The organism is Mucilaginibacter sp. P5_A4 (assembly GCF_056400605.1).
On record NZ_JBFUKX010000008.1, the window covers coordinates 146,709 to 168,276 of the forward strand.

15 protein-coding genes are annotated in these 21,568 nt (G+C 42.7%); 4 read left to right on the plus strand and 11 right to left on the minus strand.

Features of this window, described 5'->3' with window-relative positions; translation table 11 throughout:
* Positions 1 to 39: 39 nt before the first annotated feature.
* Both AC1DQW_RS07750 and AC1DQW_RS07755 read right to left on the minus strand, forming a co-directional pair.
* Positions 40 to 417, minus strand: a complete 378-nt coding sequence (locus AC1DQW_RS07750) for a RidA family protein (RefSeq protein WP_477453555.1) — start codon at positions 415 to 417, stop codon at positions 40 to 42.
* Positions 414 to 557: a DUF6728 family protein gene (locus tag AC1DQW_RS07755; protein WP_477453556.1), complete on the minus strand. Its 144-nt coding sequence runs from the start codon at positions 555 to 557 to the stop codon at positions 414 to 416. Before AC1DQW_RS07755 ends, AC1DQW_RS07750 begins: the two co-directional genes overlap by 4 nt.
* Before the next feature lie 269 nt (positions 558 to 826).
* Here AC1DQW_RS07755 and AC1DQW_RS07760 point away from each other — a divergent pair, with 269 nt between their 5' ends.
* Both AC1DQW_RS07760 and AC1DQW_RS07765 read left to right on the plus strand, forming a co-directional pair.
* A complete protein-coding gene (locus AC1DQW_RS07760) occupies positions 827 to 4,147 on the plus strand; it encodes a SusC/RagA family TonB-linked outer membrane protein (protein ID WP_477453557.1) in 3,321 nt (1,106 codons plus the stop codon).
* Between the two features lie 18 nt (positions 4,148 to 4,165).
* Positions 4,166 to 5,998: a RagB/SusD family nutrient uptake outer membrane protein gene (locus AC1DQW_RS07765; RefSeq protein ID WP_477453558.1), complete on the plus strand. Its 1,833-nt coding sequence runs from the start codon at positions 4,166 to 4,168 to the stop codon at positions 5,996 to 5,998.
* 415 nt (positions 5,999 to 6,413) lie between these two features.
* Here AC1DQW_RS07765 and AC1DQW_RS07770 read toward each other — a convergent pair whose 3' ends face one another.
* The 4 genes from AC1DQW_RS07770 to AC1DQW_RS07785 all read right to left on the minus strand — a co-directional run bounded on the left by AC1DQW_RS07770 (position 6,414) and on the right by AC1DQW_RS07785 (position 14,120).
* Positions 6,414 to 7,760 (minus strand): M28 family metallopeptidase, encoded by a 1,347-nt coding sequence (locus AC1DQW_RS07770; protein ID WP_477453559.1) that lies wholly within the window; start codon positions 7,758 to 7,760, stop codon positions 6,414 to 6,416.
* 226 nt (positions 7,761 to 7,986) lie between these two features.
* Positions 7,987 to 8,529 carry a transposase gene (locus AC1DQW_RS07775; protein ID WP_477453560.1) on the minus strand — a complete coding sequence of 181 codons (543 nt, stop codon included), beginning with the start codon at positions 8,527 to 8,529 and terminating at the stop codon, positions 7,987 to 7,989.
* Positions 8,530 to 8,610: 81 nt separating this feature from the next.
* The gene (locus tag AC1DQW_RS07780) at positions 8,611 to 11,781 is read right to left on the minus strand and encodes an ATP-dependent helicase (RefSeq protein ID WP_477453561.1); all 3,171 of its coding nucleotides are present in this window, start codon (positions 11,779 to 11,781) and stop codon (positions 8,611 to 8,613) included.
* Positions 11,782 to 12,395: 614 nt separating this feature from the next.
* Positions 12,396 to 14,120 carry a glycoside hydrolase family 3 protein gene (locus tag AC1DQW_RS07785; RefSeq protein ID WP_477453562.1) on the minus strand — a complete coding sequence of 575 codons (1,725 nt, stop codon included), beginning with the start codon at positions 14,118 to 14,120 and terminating at the stop codon, positions 12,396 to 12,398.
* 194 nt (positions 14,121 to 14,314) lie between these two features.
* Between AC1DQW_RS07785 and AC1DQW_RS07790 the strand changes: the two genes are divergently transcribed.
* Positions 14,315 to 14,998, plus strand: coding sequence for a porin family protein (locus tag AC1DQW_RS07790; protein WP_477453563.1), 684 nt, complete (start codon positions 14,315 to 14,317; stop codon positions 14,996 to 14,998).
* Between the two features lie 51 nt (positions 14,999 to 15,049).
* Here the strand turns inward: AC1DQW_RS07790 and AC1DQW_RS07795 are convergent, their stop codons facing one another.
* Positions 15,050 to 16,057 (minus strand): hypothetical protein, encoded by a 1,008-nt coding sequence (locus AC1DQW_RS07795; RefSeq protein ID WP_477453564.1) that lies wholly within the window; start codon positions 16,055 to 16,057, stop codon positions 15,050 to 15,052.
* 325 nt (positions 16,058 to 16,382) lie between these two features.
* Between AC1DQW_RS07795 and AC1DQW_RS07800 the strand changes: the two genes are divergently transcribed.
* Complete coding sequence (locus AC1DQW_RS07800) at positions 16,383 to 17,276, plus strand: glycosyltransferase (RefSeq protein WP_477453565.1); 894 nt, start codon at positions 16,383 to 16,385, stop codon at positions 17,274 to 17,276.
* Positions 17,277 to 17,280: 4 nt separating this feature from the next.
* Here AC1DQW_RS07800 and AC1DQW_RS07805 read toward each other — a convergent pair whose 3' ends face one another.
* The 4 genes from AC1DQW_RS07805 to AC1DQW_RS07820 form a co-directional block, all read right to left on the minus strand.
* Positions 17,281 to 18,078, minus strand: coding sequence for a DUF5672 family protein (locus AC1DQW_RS07805; RefSeq protein WP_477453566.1), 798 nt, complete (start codon positions 18,076 to 18,078; stop codon positions 17,281 to 17,283).
* 36 nt (positions 18,079 to 18,114) lie between these two features.
* Positions 18,115 to 19,953 carry an ABC transporter ATP-binding protein gene (locus AC1DQW_RS07810; RefSeq protein ID WP_477453567.1) on the minus strand — a complete coding sequence of 613 codons (1,839 nt, stop codon included), beginning with the start codon at positions 19,951 to 19,953 and terminating at the stop codon, positions 18,115 to 18,117.
* 142 nt (positions 19,954 to 20,095) lie between these two features.
* Positions 20,096 to 21,166 carry a glycosyltransferase family 4 protein gene (locus tag AC1DQW_RS07815; RefSeq protein ID WP_477453568.1) on the minus strand — a complete coding sequence of 357 codons (1,071 nt, stop codon included), beginning with the start codon at positions 21,164 to 21,166 and terminating at the stop codon, positions 20,096 to 20,098.
* Positions 21,154 to 21,568, minus strand: a 415-nt coding sequence (locus AC1DQW_RS07820; protein ID WP_477453569.1) for a glycosyltransferase family 9 protein, incomplete at its 5' end; no start/stop codon positions are given. The genes AC1DQW_RS07820 and AC1DQW_RS07815, both read right to left, overlap by 13 nt.

A 21,568-nucleotide genomic window follows, 5' to 3' on the forward strand; every position in this document is an offset into this window, starting at 1 on the left:
CTCCCCTTCAGGGGAGGGTTGGGTGGGGCTTGGGGCTTTTTATTTTACCGCAATAACCGAGATCTCTACATTAACGCCTTTTGGCAATGCAGATACCTGTACTGTTTCGCGGGCCGGGAAGTTGGCGGTGAAATAGGTGCCGTATACTTCGTTTACCTGGCCAAAATTACCCAGGTCGGTTAAAAATATGCTGGTTTTTACCACGTTGGCAAAGCCTATGCCTGCTTCGGTTAAAATGGCTTTAATATTTTCCATTACCAGCACTGCTTCATCTTTAATACTGCTGGTTACCAGTTCGCCGGTTGCAGGATTAAGCGGGATCTGTCCCGATACAAATACAAAATTACCGGCAACAGTTGCCTGGCTGTAAGGCCCGATAGGTGCAGGCGCATTATTGGTGTTTATTATTTCCATCATTTTTTGAGTATGAACACTTGTATCAGCTTGTAGATGATGCCAGCTAAAAACATGATTATGGCAATAGCATTTATAATATGCATAATGCGCAGGTTAATGTTTGTTGGCCTGTTGGGATCTTTTTTTCTAAAGAAATACATAATACAAAACTAATAAAAAAGCCTCACCTACGTAGGCTGTCTCAAAAGGATAGCCTCTTTTTTGTTTAGGGCCCGCAGCCTCAACGCCCTGTTGTTTTAGCAGAATTTGTAGTGTAATTGAAAAAAATGCTCTGAAAATGAGTATCCGCCTTTGCTTTTAATGTCTATACCATACTAATTACCAGCCCGGGGGCAATAAAATAAACCCAATGATTCAATAACTGGAACCCAATACAAATTTAAATTATGAACATTAAAATCAACACTTTATGAATGTTTTTTACGAAACAAGACACCGGATACTACGGCTGTTTGCTGTACTTCTGTTAATTGCGTGCTGGGCAACAGCATCGGCCCAGAACAAGGCCGTTACCGGTAAAATTATTGACGCCAGTACCGGCGAAGCCGTTATAGGGGCCACTGTACTGGCTGTAGGTACTTCCAACGGGGTGGCTGCCGATTTGAACGGAACTTTTAAAATCATAGTTCCGGCAAATGCATCGCTGCAGTTTAAGAGCATTGGTTATACATCGGTTACCGTGGCCGCTGATTTCGACAAGCCAATGGTGATCAAATTAGAGCCATCAAACAAGGGCCTGGAAGAGGTGGTTGTTGTAGGGTATGGTCAGCAAAAACGCGCTACCGTTTCAGGAGCTGTTGCAACCGTTTCCTCGAAGGTTTTCCAGGACAGGGGGCCTATTAATAACCCGCTTGAATCCTTACAGGGCCAGGTTCCCGGCGTTGTGGTTACCCGCAGTTCTGCCCAACCCGGCCGCGAAAACTGGAACTTCCAGATTCGTGGGGCCACCTCTACAAACACGCAGGATCCGCTTATTGTGCTGGATAATGTCGCATTGGTTAACAATGCCGAACTGAACTCCATTAATCCGAATGATATTGACAATATATCTTTCTTAAAAGACGCCGCCGCATCTATTTACGGTGCGCGCGCGGCATTCGGCGTGGTGCTTATCACCACCAAAAAAGCCAAACCAGGTAAAATGAATGTACAATATCTCTCCACTATATCGCAAAAGAGACTTGGCCTTCAGCCTATTTTGATCAATAACCGGCAATGGGGCCAAAGTTTGAAAGAAGCCTTAATCAACGATAACTATGGTGTGATCCCTTCAAGTTATCTTTGGTATCAACTGGCCGACCTGGCTACCCATCCACCCGATTCACTTTACATCGATATCACCAAATTACCAGGTTATGCAGGTTCGGCTAATGGCGTTCTATATAACGGCACACCGCTGCCATCTTTCGGTGATGTTAAGGACTTTACCTTTTTTGATACCAACATGCAAAAAATGTTATGGGGAAATGCCACATCAACCCAGCAGGACCTGAGCTTTTCGGGCTCCGGCGATCATAGCAGCTACCGCGTATCTTTAGGTTACCTTAACGATGGAAGCCAGTTAAAATGGGGCCTCAACGGAAACCAGCGTTATAACCTCCGTTTAAATCATAGTTATAAGTTTAGCGACAGGGTAAACCTGGAAACCAATATCTCCCTCGAAAGGAATAATATACAGCAGCCTACGCTATACAGCTACGGAGGTTACAGCGCGCTGAGCAACTACGGCCAGCCAGGCCTGCCTGCGTTTACGTCAAAAGGACAACCATACGCCTGGGGAACAGTTTACAGTGCCCCGGCCTTGCTTAAATATGGTGGCGACAATAAGGAATCGAACAGCAGGGCCCTGTTAAATTCAACTTTTACCTACAATTTTGCCAAACACCTCACATTTACCGCGGTAACCGGCTATCATGTATGGTACCAGGACAGCAGGATACAGCAAAAGCAGGTTCAGTTTTATAACTATGCCGGTAACCTGCAAATACAAACTAACCCAATAAACGGCGGGAGCGGCGGCAGCAATACCTTTTATAACCGCAGCAACATCACCGAACCCTATTACAACCTGGCGGGCAGGGTATCGTACGATAACGTGTTTAACAAGGTTCATGCGGTAGGGTTGATGCTTGGAAGTTCATATGAGCGCGATGAGTACAATTTTTTTACCACGCGTACCTACAACCTGGGCAGCGATGATATCCCTTCGTTAGGAATCGGCATTAGCAGCGGTACCGCCGGTTTTGTAACCAATGGCGAAACCCAGAACCATTATGCCCTGGGATCTTATTTCGGACGTGCAACTTATACCTACAACAACAAATATAACCTGGAGGTGCAAGGTCGTTATGATGGCTCATCAAAATTTACTGCTGATAAAAGGTGGAAGATATTTGGTTCGGTACTGGGTTCATGGATTATATCCGAAGAGTCATTTGTTAAAAACCTCAACATATTCTCGAACCTTAAACTACGGGCAAGCTACGGAACCACTGGTAGCCAGAGCGGGATTGGCTTGTATGATTATTTACAGTCGCTTAACGTAACTGGCGGCGGAGCGTTACTTGGCTCAAACCTGGCTACCTCGGTAACTACTACCGGAAGCCTGGTTTCCCTTAACAGAACCTGGGAAACCGTGATTAAAAAGAACCTGGCATTGGATTTCGGTATTTTAAACGATCACCTTTCGGGCTCTTTTGACATCTTCAGAAATGAAAACAATAATATGTTGCTTGGCCAGTTGTACCCGGGTGTACTTGGCGCCAGCGCACCGGCACAAAACATCGGAACGTTGCATACCTGGGGATATGAAGGCAGCCTTACCTGGCGATCAAACATCGGTAAGCTAACCTACTCGCTTACCGGCACAATTACCGACAACCAAAATAAGCTTGTTCATTATGGCGGGGCAAATGTTATTACACCCGGATATAATAATACAGTGGAAGGGTATCCCCTGGGATCGTATTTCGGCTTAAAATATGGCGGCAAGCTTCAAACCCAGGCCGAAGTTGATGCTTATAACGCCCAATACGCGCCTACCGGAAGCACTAATAACGTAGGCCTTCCAATTCCGTCGGCGCTTGCCAACCCTGCCGGCCAGGTAAGCGGCCTGCGCCCCGGCGATAATAAGTTTGTGGATGTTAATGGCGATGGTAAACTTAGTATAGGAGGCACCGCAGCCGATAAGGGCGACCTTGTTTATCTTGGGTCTGATAACCCGAGATACAGTTTTGGGTTTAACTTTGGTTTGCAATGGAATGGGTTTGATTTTTACTCCATTTTGCAGGGCGTTGGTAAACGGGCCGTACTGCGTACTGGTTCAACTGCAAACTTCAGTGTGCCTTTCCTATCCATTTTCCAGGGTCAAACAACTTCTTACCTGGGCAATGTATGGTCGCCCGAAAATCCGGATGCTTATTATCCTAACCTGCATTCTGCTCAGAACAACGGTATCAATAACTATAACTATCAGCCATCAACATGGAGGGTGCAAAACGGCGCGTATGTACGGCTTAAAAACGTGGTGCTTGGCTACACAATACCTAAAAGCCTGCTTGCACACACCCATGCCATAAAAGGCCTCCGGATTTATTTGTCGGGCAGTGACTTGTGGGAAAAAACTTATATACATGACGGCTGGGACCCTGAAGTTACCAGGACAGTGGCCGGTAACGAAAGGTACCCATTTTACCGTTACCTCACCCTTGGCGTAAACGTGACTTTTTAATTTAAAAAACGATATCAAATGAAGACGAAATATATCAAATTCATGTCGGTTATGGGAGTTGCCTTTGGCTTTGCCGTAATGTCATGTAATAAAACTCTAAACTTAAAGCCGCTTGACCAATTGTCAGATCCGGCTTACTTCAAAACAGCAACAGATTATAAAACTTTTGCCAACCAATATTACGGTTATCTTAAAAACTTCACTACCGTTAACGGCTTGTCTGATAATCCGCATTCTGACGGGCGTTCAGACCTGTTTGGCGGCGGCGGCGCTTACGGCTCGGGTACCAACATAGTACCCGTTACCGAGCCGGGCTTTGGTAACGCCGGAAACTGGAATGTAGATTATGGCAGGATCAGGGCTGCCAATTACCTGCTGGATAAGGCCGCATCTTATCCAAGGCCTGCCGAAATAGCCCAATATGTGGCCGAAGCAAAATTCTTTCGCGCCTATGCCTATTTTGATCTTTTGCAGCAATATGGTGGTGTACCCCTGATTACCAAACCCCTTGATCTTACTTCTCCCGAGTTGTTTGGCACCAGGGCCACCCGCGGCGAAATAGCCGATTTTATTATAACCGACCTACAGGAAGCCATACCGGCCCTGCCAGTATCACTGGCCACCAGCTCGGCAGATTTTGGCCGTGTAACCCAGATGGCAGCCCAGGCATTTTTAGGCCGTGTTGCGCTTTATGAAGGTACGTGGCAAAAATTCAGGTCGGGCGATGCGGCGCGGTATAATGCCTTGCTTGATAAATCTATAGCGGCAAGCAGCGCCGTTATGGCCAGTAACCAGTATGCATTGTTTGGCACAGCGGCTTCAAATGCCCTTGGCGGCAACAGCACCGTGCTGGGCGACTCCTGCCTGAAATACTTATTCATACTTGAAAACATCAAATCAAATCCGGCGGGTATTACCAAAACTGCCAATCATGAATATATCCTTTCTACCCGGTACGATGATGTATTGAAGCCGATTAACGCATTTGTAAGCAGGAGCACCACGGCAACAGGTGTGGGGCAAAAATTTGTAAATATGTTTTTATGCAATGATGGGCTTCCGGTTGAAAAATCGCCAAAATTTGGCGGCTTTCAAACCTATTTGTCAGAATTCCAGAACCGGGATAACCGCTTAAAATACACTATTAAAATCACTTACCAGTATTACTGGTATAGCATAAACGGCCGTGTTAACTGGACCGGCGACGCCGCAGACAGGGCAAATTCCCTGGGGCCAGCAAAACCTTACGGCTATGGCAACCAAAAATGGATATCAGAAAGGCAAATGGTTGATGGAAAGGAATCGGAAGACTACCCGGTAATCCGTTACGCAGAAGTACTTCTTAATTATGCCGAAGCGGTATATGAAAGAAACGGAATAATTTCGGATGAAGACCTCAACAAGTCTGTAAACCGGGTTCGCCTCCGCTGCAATTCCACCAATGGCATGCCGGGGCTTACCAACGCGCTGGTGAATACCAACAGCCTGGATATGCGCACCGAGATAAGAAGAGAGCGTACGATAGAGCTTTATGACGAAGATTTTAGATTTGACGACATTAAGCGCTGGCACAGCGGCACAACAGACCTGGTAACTAATACCGGTGGTACCGCATATGGCAATGCTGCCGGCTTTGTAAGCCCATGGCCGGTATTGTATAAATACACAGGCACCCAGGCACAATTAGGCCCCGATGCTGTAAAACCTGTGCCTACGAACGCCAAAGATGCCAACGGCAACCTGATCATTGATCAAACTGCCAGGTTATTTGCCGAAAAAAATTATTTATACCCCATCCCATCCCAACAACTAACGTTAAACCCAAAACTGACCCAAAACCCGGGTTGGTAATACAGGTTGGTAGTAAGAAAGAGGCTGTCTCGAAAGGACAGCCTTTTTTTGTTTTTACAAGGTATTGGATAATACTATTGTTTATAAGAGGCCGTCTAAAAATAAAAAAACAAACCGTCATTGCCTTTCCACCAGCCGAGCTGGAAAAAACAGTAATGACATGTATAGGTACCACAATCACCTCATGATCGTCATTGCGAGGAGGTACGACGAAGCAATCCCCAAAATACAGAGCGGATTTGCACAGCTACTCTGTAAATCGGGGATTGCTTCGTTCCTCGCAATGACGGGTAAGAGGGTTATGTGTAAAAAATGAATATTGATAATCAAAAACTTACGCGTGGATAAGAACCAGGCTATATTTGATGAAAAAAAAGCCTTATGCGTTTTTCGTATGGCATAAAAGATTGGGCTCCTACCTTATCGGCTTCGGAAACACCGGCAAACTCTCATGCCCATCGGCATCTACAGCCTGTACCGCAAAAAAGTAATTATCCTTGGAGTATGCCAGGGTGGCCGAGGTATCGGTTACGTAAAACTTGCGTTCCCAAAAAGCGCTGGTGGTTTCACGCATCAGTACGTAGTAGCCGGCCGGTTTTTTGCCGGTAGCGGGCGCTTCCCAGGTGAGTTTTGTTTTGTTGGTGAGATCGCTGGTTATAATGCCTGCGTTTTGCGGGCGCCCCGGTGCCGAAGCAAGGTTAGCTAATACACTCAGGTTCATGCGGGCTACTTTTTGTACGTAGTTAAAATCAACAAAATCGGGCAGGTCGCCGTATTTTACACCATTTTCTGTGCGGATGTTCTGGTGCTGGCGGTTAAAGTCTTCATTCATTTCGGTAAACCTTACAGCAGTAAAACCCTGCTCCAAAAATGGCAGGTGGTCGCCGCCGCGCAGGTAACGGTCGCGCCGGTAAATGAGTTTTACATCCAGCTGGTCAACATACCTTTCCCCGGTTTCTTTGGCATAGCGGGCCAGTTCGCGTGAGGGGCTGTCATTTTCTCCGCCTAATGACTTCAGTGCCGCAACCTGTTTATCTGTAGCATTGGTAGGGATGCCATCGCTGAAAACGCGAACGCTGCGGTTATCCTTCAGGTCGGTTTCCATGCCGTGGGTATTGCCTACAATATCATTGTTCAGCATGGCATCCACGTTCCAGTTTTCGGCTTTGGCGCGTTTGGCTACATTGGTTGAGCCATAAAGCCCCTGCTCCTCGCCTACCACGGTCATAAAAATTATGGTGGCCGGGAATGATTTTTTAGCCATCACCCTTGCCAGCTCCATAGAAAGCGCCGTGCCCGATGCATCATCATTCGCCCCCGGCTCAACGCCGTTGGCATCCATTACATCATTAATGCGTGAATCATAATGGCCCGATACCAGGTACATCCGGGTATCGGTTGGGTCGGTACCTTTTAATATCGCCAGTACATTTTTAAGCTTTACCGGCTTATCAATGCGGGTTCCTTTTGGCTGGGTGAATGTATCAAACTGAACTGTCATACGGCCGTTTGATTCCAGCGCATATTTTTCCATTTCAGCCTTGATCCAGTTGCGTGCCGCGCCGCTGCCGGTGGTTTTGCCGGTGGTATCGCTCAGGGTATGGCGGCTTTTGAATGTTACCAGTTTGCGGATGGTAGCCTCGATATTTTTGGAGGATACCTCATCAACCATTTGCTTTATTTTTTCATCCTGTTTGATGATGGTTTGGGCGAAGGTGGTTGTAGTGATGATGAGGAGGAGGATGGTTTTGATGTATTTCATAGTGGGTGTGATGTGTTCCTGTAGAGACGCATAATTGCGTCTCCCGCGTTCAATCCCTATTTTTTTGTATTCCGCGGTGTTTGCCAAAATAACGCTAATCTTCTTACTTAATATTTCTATAAAGATTTAGCATTCTCCTGCATAGTTTGACTGTCCTGCGGGAGACGCAATTATGCGTCTCTACAAAAAATAAAAATTATTGTTCATTAAAAATAGGAATTACTCTTTACAGATAAAAACTCTCAAATCCGTTGTTATCTGACAACCAGTTTTTTGGATTATCATGAATGTATTGGCGAATGTTATCATATTCTTTATCATCTCTGATAACCCTATCATAATATCTGGGTTGCCATGTAAATTCCATTTCATTATCATTAGCAAATGTTTTGATGGATGATTTATATCCACGTAAAACAGCGCCTAAATTTTCCTTTTGTGTGCCAAATTTATTAACCTCCCATGAGGTTTTATCGGGCTTGTCAATAAACAGGATGGCATGCATATGATCTGGCATTATGCTGAAATCGTCGAGTTTAACAAATGGAGAAAATTCAGGTATTCTTAACCAATTCTCATAAGCAATCTTACCCATATCAGAATATTCAACAAACGCATCGTCAGGGTTCTCAGGTTGGATAACTTCGCCAAAATATTGAACACGATGTTTGGTACAAATGGTCACAAAATATAAACCATGGGAACCGTAATCCCATCCGGCAAGGCGAGGCGATGATATGCGATATTTCCTTTGGTACTTATCTTCCATTTGTTCTACATTGTAACCAACATTTTATCTGGATTTGAATGTCCTGCGGGAGACGCAATTATGCGTCTCTACTGAAAAAGATTATCCCTCTTCTTCCTCGCTCGCTGCTGTTAACATCTCATCGGCCTGCTTAAAATTGCTTTTTACAAAATGGCACCAGTCGCATTCTTTTTTGCCGCAGCCGGTGTTAAAATCATGGGCCATAATTTTTTGGTAGGTTTCGGTGATCTGGCTGGTTACCAATGCTATATCCTGTGGGCTTATCACATATTTTTCCCGGTGATATTCGCCTTCACTTGCAGGCTCCACAAAATCAAAAATGGTGTCTATTACTTCCCAATCGTTGGTGCGGTCATGATCTACCAGGATTTTGTAAAATACGCCCTGTCGCCAGTAATCGCCGCCAAGGGGCGCGTCAAATGTGGGGCGCAGCAGTTTGTCTTTGGCATTTTTAAGCTTACCGGTTTTATAATCCACAACCGTTACATTTTTACCATCAAACTCCATCTTGTCAAGGTTACCCTTTATGGGCACGCCATTTATTTCGATGTTTTTGATAGATTTTTCGGTTACGGCTATCTTGTTCCAGCTGTTTACATTTTGCTCGTAGTAAGGGGGCAATATTTTTTCGCCGTAGGCTAAGCGCAATTTGTATTCATCCCTGGTAAACGAATCGCGGTTACGGGCCATGTACCATTTAAACTCCTTCATAAATTGCTCGGTAGACAAGAACTCGTTGTCGTTCTCCTTAAGCAACCTGTACGTTTTGTTGAGGGCCCAGTGCACGGCCTGCCCAAACGTGGCCGACGGACTTTTGCCCGAGGGCACCCTGATTAAACACTGGAAATAAAAGCGCAGCGGGCAATCAAGGTAATTGTTTAAATGCGTTACCGAAAGGGTATAACTTTGCAGCAACTGGTTAATATAATTCCTGTCAAGCAGTTCAACTTTGGGTTTGTCCACTTCACTGAACTGGGTCGCTAAAAAATCGATCATTACATCCGGTGTAACTTTAGGAAACTGTACTTCCAGGTGTGTGCTCGCCAATATCTCGCCCACAAACCTGCTGGCTTCCTGCGCTTTCCCTTTTTTATCCTGACCCGCATAGGAGATCATGAGGCATTGTTTGGCACGGGTAACAGCCACATAAAACAAGCGGCGCGCCTCCTCAACCTGAACAATATCATCAGATGCTGCACTGGTAAGTGTATCCGGCAGGCTAAAACCGCTATTGCGGCCTTTGCTATCCCAGGTGCGCTTATCGCAACCAATAAAAAACACATGCTCAAACTCCAGGCCCTTTGAGCCATGGGCGGTTAAAAAGTTAACGCCATTATCGCTGAAGATTACTTTATTCAAATCCAGCCGGATGCCATTCTTTTTCATCAGGTCGATAGTAGCAATCAGGTCGGATAGTTTGATATCGGGATTTTTGCGGCTTTCGTCTTTTAAAAAATCGAAGAAGCTGGTGAGCATCTGCATATATCCACCCTTATCGGGCTGTTGCATGATGTATCGCAGGATGCCCATTTTGGCTATCACATCCTGGAAAAAAGCCTGTAGTGTTTTACTTAATGCCGATTTTAGCAACTCATCAATATTATTCAGGAGGTACTTCATTTCGGTATACTTATCGGGCGCAAAAAGATCTGGCTGGGCCGGTGGCCGCAATTCACTGATGTACCGGCGGATGGATGTTTTTGGCTTATCCCTGCTATTGGCCGAGAAATTTTCCTGCGATACCGCGATGCTTGCTTTGGCAATTTCGATAGGCGCTATGTTGAAAAAATCATAATGCAAAATTTCGAACAGCAACGCATCACCGCTATAAGGCGAATCGAGCTCCATCATGAGGTAGCGCATAATGTTGATGATCTTTTCGCCAAAAGGCTGGGTCAGGATATCTATTTTGCGCCTGGTATTAACCGCTATCTTTTTTACCTCCAGGTACTGGATCATTTCCTCTACCTGGCTATGGTTGCGGTAAATTACCGCAATCTCGCCCGGGGGAGTACCATTATCTATTAAATGCTTTATTTGTGCTGATACGGCAACCAACTCCTGGTCGGGATTTTCGTATTCGCGGATCACAGGCTCCGCTGTCATTTCAACAAAACGGGGATGCGAAGCCCGCAGGTCTTTATCCAGTTGCAGCTGTGTAGTTAAGCGCTCAAAATTATTATTAATAAGGGCCTTTGAAATATCAAGAATATGCTGGTTGGACCGGTAATTGTGCTTAAGCACCACCGTGTGCAGGGTAGTTACATAGTCGTTAGCAAAATCAAGGATGTTTTTCATGTTGGCACCCTGGAATTTGAATATGGATTGATCATCATCGCCCACCACAAACACGTTGGGCACATCCCAGTAGTTCAGCAAAAAGCGCAGCAACTCATTTTGTGATCCGCTGGTATCCTGAAACTCGTCTACCAAAATATATTGGTAACGCTCCTGGTATTTGCGCAGGATTTCTTCATTGTTACGGAAAGCCCTCAGCACCCAAATGATCATGTCATCATAATCATAGCGGCCGCGGGTCTTCATTTTGGCATCATAGTTCTGGTACTCGCGCACGGCAGCTACCAGCTTTTTCATAAGATCATGCGCGGCGTCGATATCTTTTTGTTTGGGGTCGCCTACCTTGACACCGGTTTTGGAATTGGCCCGCTTGTATACAAACTCCTCGCGGTTGGGGATATCCTCCAGGTATTCCTGTACGGCGGCCTCAATCATTGCCGCATCCCAGTTCTCCCGTTTCATGGTACTGAAAAGATCTTTCAGGCGTTTGGTATCGTAATACACGTCGCCGGTAAAACGCTTCAGCAGGTGGTCGTTGTCAAATTCGTCTACCAGCTCGCGAAACAGCATGGCCGATTCCAGGTCGGACAGCGACTCCAAATTCAGCTTGCCAAAATACTCCAGGTTCTCCTGGATGATCTCGTTACAAAAAGCATGGAAAGTGTATATGTTGATGCGGTAAGCATCCGGGCCAATAAATTCAAACAAACGCTTGCGCATAGCCACCGCGCCGGCATCGGTATAGGTTAAGCACAGGATCTCGCTTGGCAGTGCATCAGTATCAGTTAAAATCTTCCCTATCCGTGCTGCCAGGATCTGCGTTTTACCTGTACCCGGTCCGGCCACTACCAGTACCGGCCCATCTATTTTATTTACTGCAGCCAGCTGTTCGGGGTTTAACCCCGCTAAAGCCGCCTGGAATTTATCGTTGTATTTATTGAAGTTGGATTGCATAAGCCCCCTCTAAATCTCCCCCTGAAGGGGGAGACTTTTGATTTTGTTGTTAAAAAATCGTTCCCGATGATTGATGATAGAAGGATTTTTGAAGTATTCCATTGATCTCTCCCAATATCAAAATTAGAACATATAAATGAAAAACGGCATGCACGGCAACTATTAAACCATCAATAAGAAACATTTTTTTAAATGAACAATTTATTCTGATAAAAAGTTATTTCAACTTTATTCAATAAATTAGTCAAGATAAAACCGCGGTTAAAAACCGAATAGTATGGGAAAACGACGAAAAGAAAAACAATATCTGAGTATTGAGATGTGCAATGAATTAGACAAAAGATTTAACGATCATAGAAATGGCATTGGACAATCATTTACGTGGGATGAGACTTTGGCTATGGTAAAGCGATCCCAAAAAACGAAGGTATGATGAGAGACTTAGTTTTAAAATTTTCGTAAGTCTGGGATTCTACAACTTATCATAGGTGAGTACCAGGCAATATCTAAGGTACAGAGTCGCCATCAAGGCGTTATTGCATGACCAATCTGCCTACGTGGCGATTGCTTGGCACCTTATAATGACTGGATTATAAGTAGATATAGTACGGTTATTACAACCCTATCCCCGTCCCCGTAGGGAAAAACACATTAACGCTTACGGGGAGCTTACCGGTGGGTTTTAAATTGCCGGTTAGTACTTTTACTACAGATTTTTGCAGCTCGGGGCTGTTTTGGTAGCATACCATAAGAGCATTACTGTTTTCGATACCTGGCAGGCCTGCTATGGTATAGGCATTGGCAAATACACTCATCACGGTATTTGGTCGCCCGGCCAGGTCGGCTATCATGAGTTTTACATCGCTGGTATAATCCAGTTTGCTTTGCGGGCGCATGCGGGTATCGTGCACGCCTGCTATTACCTGCTGGTACTGGCTCAATAAACCCAATATGTTTTTAAGTTCGATGGCGGGGGTATTTTTATCAACCATAAATAATTTACTGTTCGGGAAGTTTTTAGCAGCTTCCTGCTGAAAAACGGTAGGCGATGAAACACCAATACTCAAAATGGCTGTTTTTAAAAATGGGTTGAGCTTTAAGGTTGATGCATCACCCTTTAATACGGTTACCGCCGCATCGCTTAATTGCTGCACCAGCTCTTTAGCAGCCGGCCCGTTAAGGTCTTCGCCAAGGTTTACCGGCGATACCTCCTGGTAATTATTAAGCCCGGCCCAGTATTTGGCAGCCAATACCTTTTTTACCCTGGCTTTAAACTCTTCTTTGCTTACCTTTTCCTTACGCACCGCCTTGCGGATAAGCTTGATGGCGCGTTTGGAGTCTTCGGACAATTCGATAATATCGTTACCTGCAATAAAGGCCCTTACATCGGCTTCTCCGTCGGGGAAGTATTTTGTAACGCCCTTCATTTCCATAGCATCAGATACTACCAATCCTTTAAACCTCAGCAAATCTTTTAAAACACCGGTAATGATAGGGCGCGAAAGGGTTGACGGTAAATGTGTCGTACTATCCAGCGCGGGAATACTCATGTGTGCTATCATCACACCGCTAATGCCGGCGTTGATGGCCTCGCGGAAAGGATATTCTTCCAATGAATCTAACCTGCCGCGACTGTAAGGCAACAGCGGCAAATCAAAATGCGAATCCACATTGGTATCGCCGTGGCCGGGGAAATGCTTGGCTGTGGTGAGTAAACCGGCGTCCTGCATACCTTTAAAATAGGCTATGCCCTTTTTGGCTACATTGTACATATTGTCGCCAAAGGACCGGTAATTGATTACCGGATTGTTGGGGTTATTGTTTACATCCATATCGGGGCCTAAATTTATCTGGGCACCTATCCGCTTAAAATCGTAGGCTACCTGCTGCCCCATTTTGTATACCAGGTTATTATCCTGTATGGCGCCAAGAGTCATCTGGTAGGGGTACGATATGGTGGAGTCCAAACGCATACCGAGTCCCCATTCGCCATCCATGGCTATCAGTAAGGGCACTTTTGCCAGTTGCTGGTATTTATTGGTGAGGTTAACCTGCCTGCCGGGGCCACCCTGGAAAAATACAAGGCCGCCAATTTGCTGTTTTTTGATCACCTTGGCTACCGAATCCTCGTAAGCCTGGCCCTTATTAGTATGTGCTCGTACAAAAAGTAGCTGTGCAACACGATGCTTTTTGCTCAGCTTTTTATAAACCGAATCGACCCAATGGTTTTGCTTATTTAAACTCTCTATATAGCTTTCCTTTTGTGCAAAAGCATTTACAGCAATAAAATTAAGGGTGATAATTAAGATAAAACAATAACTGGTTTTCAATTTTGGCATTCCCAAATGTAGTATAAATGTTGTTTTGGCAGATTGATCGGCATGCAATTATTACAAAAATTAAACCCTGTAATAAACCTTTGGCTTAATTTCAACTCTATGAATGTATAAAAAACAAACTAACCATGAATGCCTCATGAGCAAAACATAAAACAATGCTCATGGTAGTTCATTACCTTTAAAAACAACAAAAAATGAAAAAATTTATCTTTTTAGCCTTATGCTTATTTACAGCATACACAGCCAGTGCGCAGCGATATTATGGGCCTCCCCGACGCAGACCACCACATAGGGATGAAAGACGCGAAAGGTTTCGCCGCCAGGACGATGACTTTTACCGTGTAAAGGTTGGCGTAGCCGCAGGTTTAAATATCTCAAACACCATTGATGCTTATGATTCTAATTTCAGTACCGATGCCATAGCCGGGTTTCATGCAGGGTTAACTTTGGATATTCCCATTGTTTACCCATTATCGTTTGCCCCCGAGATCATGTACTCCGGAAAGGGATATGCCGCAAATACCGAATATGGCAGGTTTACACAGCGTACCAATTACATTGATGTACCGTTGCTGTTAAAAGTTAAGCTTGCACCAAACTTTAACTTCCTGGTAGGCCCTTCGATTAACTTTTTAACATCAACCAATAACACTTACCAAACCGATTTTGTAACCGACTACGAACATTTTTATAATAACCGCGGCGACCAAACCAACGTAAGCGGTGTTATAGGCTTAAGTGTTGATGTTGCCAGGAATGTAGAACTCAGGGCAAGATATAATATCGACCTATCGGCCAATCACCCCGACAATGATTCATACCTGCCCGATTACCGCAACCAGGTTTGGCAGGTTGGGTTGGGATTTAAGTTCCAGTAAAAGCAGTTAAAACAATTTTAAAAGCCATTCGGGATTGTCGGGTGGCTTTTTTTAGGCCCTTACAAATACTTTTTGCACATCTTCTTTAAATTCCTGCTCCTCGCGGTAAAGTACCTTTCGGTAAGGTTCAAAATCTGTTACCAGGTTTTCATAATTAGCAAGGCATTCGTTAATTCGTATAATAATTTCGGGAATCAGATCCGTACTTTTATCAAACCGGTATCGTTCGGGGATGGGCATATCTTCAGTATACGCCGCTGAACCGTTTTTGCCAATTATCATACAACAACGCATAATACAGGCTTCGCGTGGCATACGCTCCTTGCCGGGATGATAGCCAAAATCTACATATAATTTTGCCTTATTCATCAAATCGGCTACCTGTGTCGGCATCATGCCTTTTATAGGTATCCAATTTAAAGTTGGGGTTAAACGGATGATCTGATCCAAAAACTCATCATTTTTAACCGGGTTGTAAATAATGATATTTTCTTTGGCGATACTTTCATCAACGCCATCAAAAAACTCGTTGTTCATATAATCAGAAATTCGCCCGGCAGGTTTTACGCCATTCTCGAGCAGATGCACCTGCGAATAATAAGAATGGCTGATGTGCTGAATTTGGCGACGTCTGAGCTTGCTGAATGACGCTATGCGGAAACTGCCAAAGTATGTACGAAGCTTAATAAACTTTTTGTGTTTTATACCATCTACTATATACTGCTGCGTAATGTAATAGTTGTTTACACTTAGCCACCAGATTACTTTCCTTATCCTGTGATAATTGTATTCAAAAATGGGCATTAAATAGGTTTCTGGCAATATAATGATGTGTTGCGGCTCATTCTCTGGTTCCCCCGCTACCGGCACATTATATTTTTTATAGTTGTTATGCACCAAATCGCCCAAATCGGGTGCCGGGGAATAGTAATACATATAAGCATCAAAGCCCAATAATATAAGTTGTGCTCCTAACTGATGCAGCGCTTCGGGACCACCTGTTGCAAATCCCCCGGGACAAAAAATATATATTTTGGTATTTGCATAGCACTTTATCACATCAACAGGTCCCGTTAAAATTGATTAATTGAATAGTTTAAATTAGTTTTTAAATATAGGCGTTCTGATGATAATGCAGCAAAAACTATTCATTATTTTACTAAGTGTAACAAAAGTTTAATTACCCCAGATATAAAGATCAGCTATATACATTCTCTCCATTTAAAATCCGTCAGGGGCTTGTTTTATCATATTTTCAACATCATCCCTGTAGCGAACTAACAAAACTACACGTAATGTTACGTGTTAGGAATGATTATTGTATTAAAAGGGATAATTATTCGTTATATTACTGAACTACTTTTGTCAAAACAATTAATTAGTAATGATCTCAATTATTATTTCATCTGCAAATAGTGCTCATCTTAAACAGGTAAGAGATAATATTGCAGCTACAATCGGGGTTCCTCATGAAATAATTTCAACCGACAACAGCAACGGCGAAATGGGTATATGCCAGGTTTATAACCAAAGCATTTTCAAAGCACAATATGATATTTTATGCTTTATGCATGAAGATGTGTTAATAAAATCCCATAACTGGGGGCAAAAACTTATAGATCTTTTTTATAACGACCCATCATTAGGTTTAGTAGGTATCGCAGGCAGCAGTTATAAAGCAATAAGTCCTTCTGGTTGGGGAGGGGCAGGATCAGGTACTTCATTCGCCAATATTATCCAATCATTTAAGCATAAAAAAAAGCGATCAAAACATGTTTATCATAACCCCAATAATCAAAACCTGGCAGAAGTGGCCTGCGTTGATGGTGTATTTATGATGACAACTAAAAGTATAGCCGAAGAAATTATGTTTGACGAAATCACTTTCAAAAAATTCCATGGCTATGATATTGATTTCTCTTTATCAGTGGGGCAAAAGTATAAGGTAGCTGTTAGTTATGATATACTACTTGATCATTTTTCTGAAGGCGTTTACGATAAAACCTGGATGAAGGAAAATTTAAAACTCCATGATAAATGGAACAAATATTTGCCTAAAAATGTTGGAGCGCTTACACCCCACGAAGTTGTTTATATAGAAAAAAACACCTTTAAACATTTCATTGATCAGCTAATCAAGTTCAACTATCCTATTACAACTGCGTTTAAAATGCTTTGGAAAAATAAAAAGTTTTTGAACCTCGATATTAAGCTGTTTTTTAAACTGAAATTCTATATCGTTAAAAAATACCTTACCTTAAACAATACACAGCTTTAGCCTGCTATACATCGTATCCGTAGGTTTTAAATATTGGCCGCCAAAAGTCAAGATGCTTGTCCCAGGCATGGCATCCAAAGGGTACTTGGTTGTTGTTTAGTTTAAATGAACGCACGGGAGCCAACTCAATTGAAAATTTAAGCGCTTTTTTGTAGTTGGGAATTTTTAATATTTTACGTCGGCGATTTACTTCAATACCCCAAAAAATATCTTCATTAAATTCATGCTCGGTGCGTGTTAAGTAGCTTTCCATTTTGTGGCGCATGCTTATACTCAAATCATGAAATTTTTTCACTCTTCGTAATGAAAACCCTCCGTTACCCACTCTGTATTCGTATTGCATGGGTGATGGAAATCCATTTTTTTGAACGTTAAAACGAGCGTGGTAATAAAATTGAATTTTTGATTTAAGTGCTTTAATAAAATCCGGGTACTCGGCCACTCGAATCCAGGGGGCACCAATGTAATCATACGGTTGGCTGCACCAATAGCTTAACTCATCACTAAATACAAAAGCATCCAGTTGGTGTATCAGTATAAACTCATAATCTAAAAAACGTTTATAAAAGTCATCAGAGAGCATTAAAGCATTATAACCCTGAACGTCTTTAAAATAATTGTCATCAAAGCTTATGATATCTGTAAATGGAAATGCATTTATTTCGCCGGTCAATATCAAGCTTTGGGGCTTTATGGCGATTATGGGATAGCCAAATAAAACTTTCCGGGCTTGCTCCAGCGCAATTTTCTCAAAAGCGGATAGCTTATCTTTATAAAATGGTATAACAACAGCTACTTTCATATCAATCCTTTATCAATAAAACAATAATATAGCTTGTTACCCATTAAAAGCCTGCATATCTATTAAGCGCCTGTACAACCCATTACGGTTAATTAATTCACTGTGCGTGCCTTGCTCTGCAACCATTCCGTTATCCAGTACAATTATTAAATCGGCATTTTGTATAGTGCTAAGGCGGTGCGCAATAATCAGCGATGTTCGGTTCTTCATCAGGTTGTTCAGCGCATCCTGAACCAATTTTTCCGATTCGGTATCCAGTGCCGAAGTTGCCTCATCAAGCAGCATGATTGGCGGATTATTAAGTACAGCTCTTGCTATACATATTCTTTGCCTTTGCCCCCCAGATAGCTTAGTTCCCCTATCGCCAATATTGGTTTGATAACCATTATCTGTTTCAATTATAAAATTATGTGCATTGGCAATACGGGCGGCAGCTTCAACTTCTTCCTGCGTTACATTATTTTTACCAAATGCTATATTGTTAAATATGCTATCGTTAAACAATATCGATTCCTGGTTTACAAAGCCCATTAAGCCTCGCAGGGAAGTTATTTTTAACTTTTGTATATCATGATCATCAACCATAATCCTGCCGGTTTGAGGCTCAATAAATCGTGGCAGCATATCCATAAGGGTAGACTTACCACCGCCCGAAGGGCCAACCAATGCTATGGTTTTACCTTTTGGCAGCGTAAGGGTGATGTTTTTCAATACCTCTCTTTCATTGTAGGCAAAGGAAACATTTTCAAAATGTATTCCTTCCTTAAACTCATCTGTAACAATTGCATCCGGCGCATCCTTTATCAATGGCTTTTCATCAATAAGTGCAAGTATGCGTTCACCGGCTACCAAACCCGAATGAATGTTGCTAAAAGCATCGCCAATGGCTTTTGCCGGGCGCATTAATTGCGAAAACAATGCGATGTAAGCAATGAAATCACCCGGGCTCAGATCTGATCTTTTATTAAAAATAAGGTATCCGCCATAAAGTACCACAAAAGAGATCATGGTTACCGATAACGTTTCGGAAACCGGCGATGCCAGTTGCTGCCGTTTGGACATGGCTCTTGTAATTTTGGAGTATCGAACGTTTTCGTCATCAAAACGCTTAATAATAAAATCGGTAGCATTAAATGCCTTGATGATCTTAATTCCCGAAAGGGCCTCATCAAGGTAGCTGATCATGTTGGCATAAGAATTTTGTGCCGCGATTGCCTGTGATCGTAATTTTTTTACAATGCGTGAAATTAAAAAACCGGCTATAGGAATAATAAGTAATGATATAAGCGTGAGCTTGGCAGATATTATAAACAGCCAAACCAGGTAGCCGATAAGTAACAAAGGCTCTTTAAAAACAACCTGTAAAGTGCCGGTTACCGAAAATTGTACCGTTTGTACTTCGGATGCAATTTTCGACATGATATCGCCCTTGCGCTCATTGCTGAAAAAGCCCATGTGCAGGTTCATTACATTATCAAACACAGCTTTTCTGATTCTAAGCAGTGTATGAATACGCAAGCTCTCCATAATACGCTGGGATAAGTAACGGAATATATTACCTAAAAAAACGGCTACAACTATTACAGCACATACAAACTTTAATGCACCCCACTCACCATATATAATAATAAAGTGATTAGTATAATATTTAAACCAGCCAGCAATATCAAATGTTGAAATATCTTTAGCGTTTGCAACAACGGTTTTTGGATCACAGGTTGATGCGCCAACGTGAAACAAGGTATTAAGTAATGGCCCCAACAGACCTAACACAGAGGTACTGAACACCACATATAACAACGTAAAGATGATATAGGGTATAGCAAATTTTTCTATTGGTTTTGCAAATGATAAAAGCCTGAAATAAGTTTTCATTTAAAATATTAAAGCACAAAACTATGTAAAATTAGCAACGTGGACGTAGTGCATGTATATTTAGCCCCGTTGTTGCCCCTAATAAAGATTAAAAACACACCATTTGTTTAGCTTATAGCGGCAAGCTAAAAAACAGTTCTGATCACTTATTGTTAAGGCACTCCTGGTAAATTTGCATATATTGTTGTGCTGTTTTATCCCAGTTATATTTATTAGCATGAGCTATCGCTTTAGCGGACTGATCACTTTTGCTAAAATGCTGCATTCCCTCATTAAACGTATTCTTCATATCTTCCGGGTCAAAAGTGTTAAAATAATAGGCGGCATCACCGGCAACCTCCGGCAGCGAAGTTCGGGTTGATGCAAATACAGGCTTGCCAAAATGCATCGCCTCAATTACTGGTAAGCCAAACCCTTCGGCAATAGATGGAAAAACAAAAGCTTCGCAATTTTTATAATACCAGGCCCTGTCATTTTCAGAAACCGGCCCGGTAAGCCTTATCCTGTTTTCAACACCAAACTTTTTGGCATACTCTATAATGCTTTCTTTGTAAGGTGTTAATATGCCTGCTATTATTAATTCATAATCGTTACCTGCGAGTAAAGCCGGTAATACATGAAAGTTTTTTTTTGCCGATACTATTCCTATTGAGAATAAAAATGGCTTTAGGGGTTTATAGGTTGGCTGGTGGCCGCTTTTTAGCTCAAGTTTATCAGCACCATTATAAATTACACTAATCTTATCGGCTACATCCGGAAAATAATTTAAAACATCCCTGGCTACAAAATCCGATATAGTTACAATTTTATCACAGGGATATATACGTTCACCTAATTTTTTTAGGTAATGTTTTAACTGTTTGGCATTTTGGTTTTCGTGTACCTGGTTTATGTCATGTATAGTAAGGACTTTTTTACCCGACCTAACCTTTTTGGGTTTTAACCTGGAATGCTGATCGGTAAAATGAAAAAGACTAATATTTTTTTTATTGATATAAAAAAACTTGTGATACTTTTTGAAATAATCTTTTTTAACATCGTCATTATCAAATTCCGGTGTATTAGGGTATAAAAAATAATTCAGATCAAATTTTTCATTGTTTTGTCTGATAAGCGCTTTACCTAAGCTTTTGCCAAAGTAATACAAGCCTGTATTTGGATAACGCATTGAATCCAACGTAACTAATATCCCCGGCGTGCTCATTTTTTCCATAATTTTATTTGCTTATCAACCAAATCAACCGAAATCAGATCAAGGTTGTTAGTCCCGCTTTCTAAATATTCGGCCTTTTTACCTAATGGGGCCCATCGCCCCGGATGGATTGGCCTCGCCGATGGAAATAAACCTAATGTATTAATACCTGTCATAGCCGCCAGGTGCAAAGGTCCGGTTCCGGATGCTATCAGTCCATCAGCCTGGCTTATAAAAGTTATCAATTGTGGCAGGGTCATTTTGCCGGTCATATCTGTAACTGTGGCAGGCAGGTTTTTTATCCAGTCTGTTAATAACAGCTTTTCTTTATCTGATCCTGTAATAATCACGTTGTATTTATCGGGTGATAAAGCATTAATCAGCCCGGCAAAATTATCAAGCCCCCATTCCATACCACTACCA

Coding starts and splice junctions, on each gene's coding strand:
- AC1DQW_RS07815 (WP_477453568.1), bottom strand. CDS start 21,166: ATGGAAAAAATGAGCACGCCGGGGATATTAGTTACGTTGGATTCAATG.
- AC1DQW_RS07800 (WP_477453565.1), top strand. CDS start 16,383: ATGATCTCAATTATTATTTCATCTGCAAATAGTGCTCATCTTAAACAG.
- AC1DQW_RS07770 (WP_477453559.1), bottom strand. CDS start 7,760: ATGAAATACATCAAAACCATCCTCCTCCTCATCATCACTACAACCACC.
- AC1DQW_RS07805 (WP_477453566.1), bottom strand. CDS start 18,078: ATGAAAGTAGCTGTTGTTATACCATTTTATAAAGATAAGCTATCCGCT.
- AC1DQW_RS07765 (WP_477453558.1), top strand. CDS start 4,166: ATGAAGACGAAATATATCAAATTCATGTCGGTTATGGGAGTTGCCTTT.
- AC1DQW_RS07785 (WP_477453562.1), bottom strand. CDS start 14,120: ATGCCAAAATTGAAAACCAGTTATTGTTTTATCTTAATTATCACCCTT.
- AC1DQW_RS07810 (WP_477453567.1), bottom strand. CDS start 19,953: ATGAAAACTTATTTCAGGCTTTTATCATTTGCAAAACCAATAGAAAAA.
- AC1DQW_RS07790 (WP_477453563.1), top strand. CDS start 14,315: ATGAAAAAATTTATCTTTTTAGCCTTATGCTTATTTACAGCATACACA.
- AC1DQW_RS07775 (WP_477453560.1), bottom strand. CDS start 8,529: ATGGAAGATAAGTACCAAAGGAAATATCGCATATCATCGCCTCGCCTT.
- AC1DQW_RS07750 (WP_477453555.1), bottom strand. CDS start 417: ATGATGGAAATAATAAACACCAATAATGCGCCTGCACCTATCGGGCCT.
- AC1DQW_RS07760 (WP_477453557.1), top strand. CDS start 827: ATGAATGTTTTTTACGAAACAAGACACCGGATACTACGGCTGTTTGCT.
- AC1DQW_RS07780 (WP_477453561.1), bottom strand. CDS start 11,781: ATGCAATCCAACTTCAATAAATACAACGATAAATTCCAGGCGGCTTTA.
- AC1DQW_RS07755 (WP_477453556.1), bottom strand. CDS start 557: ATGTATTTCTTTAGAAAAAAAGATCCCAACAGGCCAACAAACATTAAC.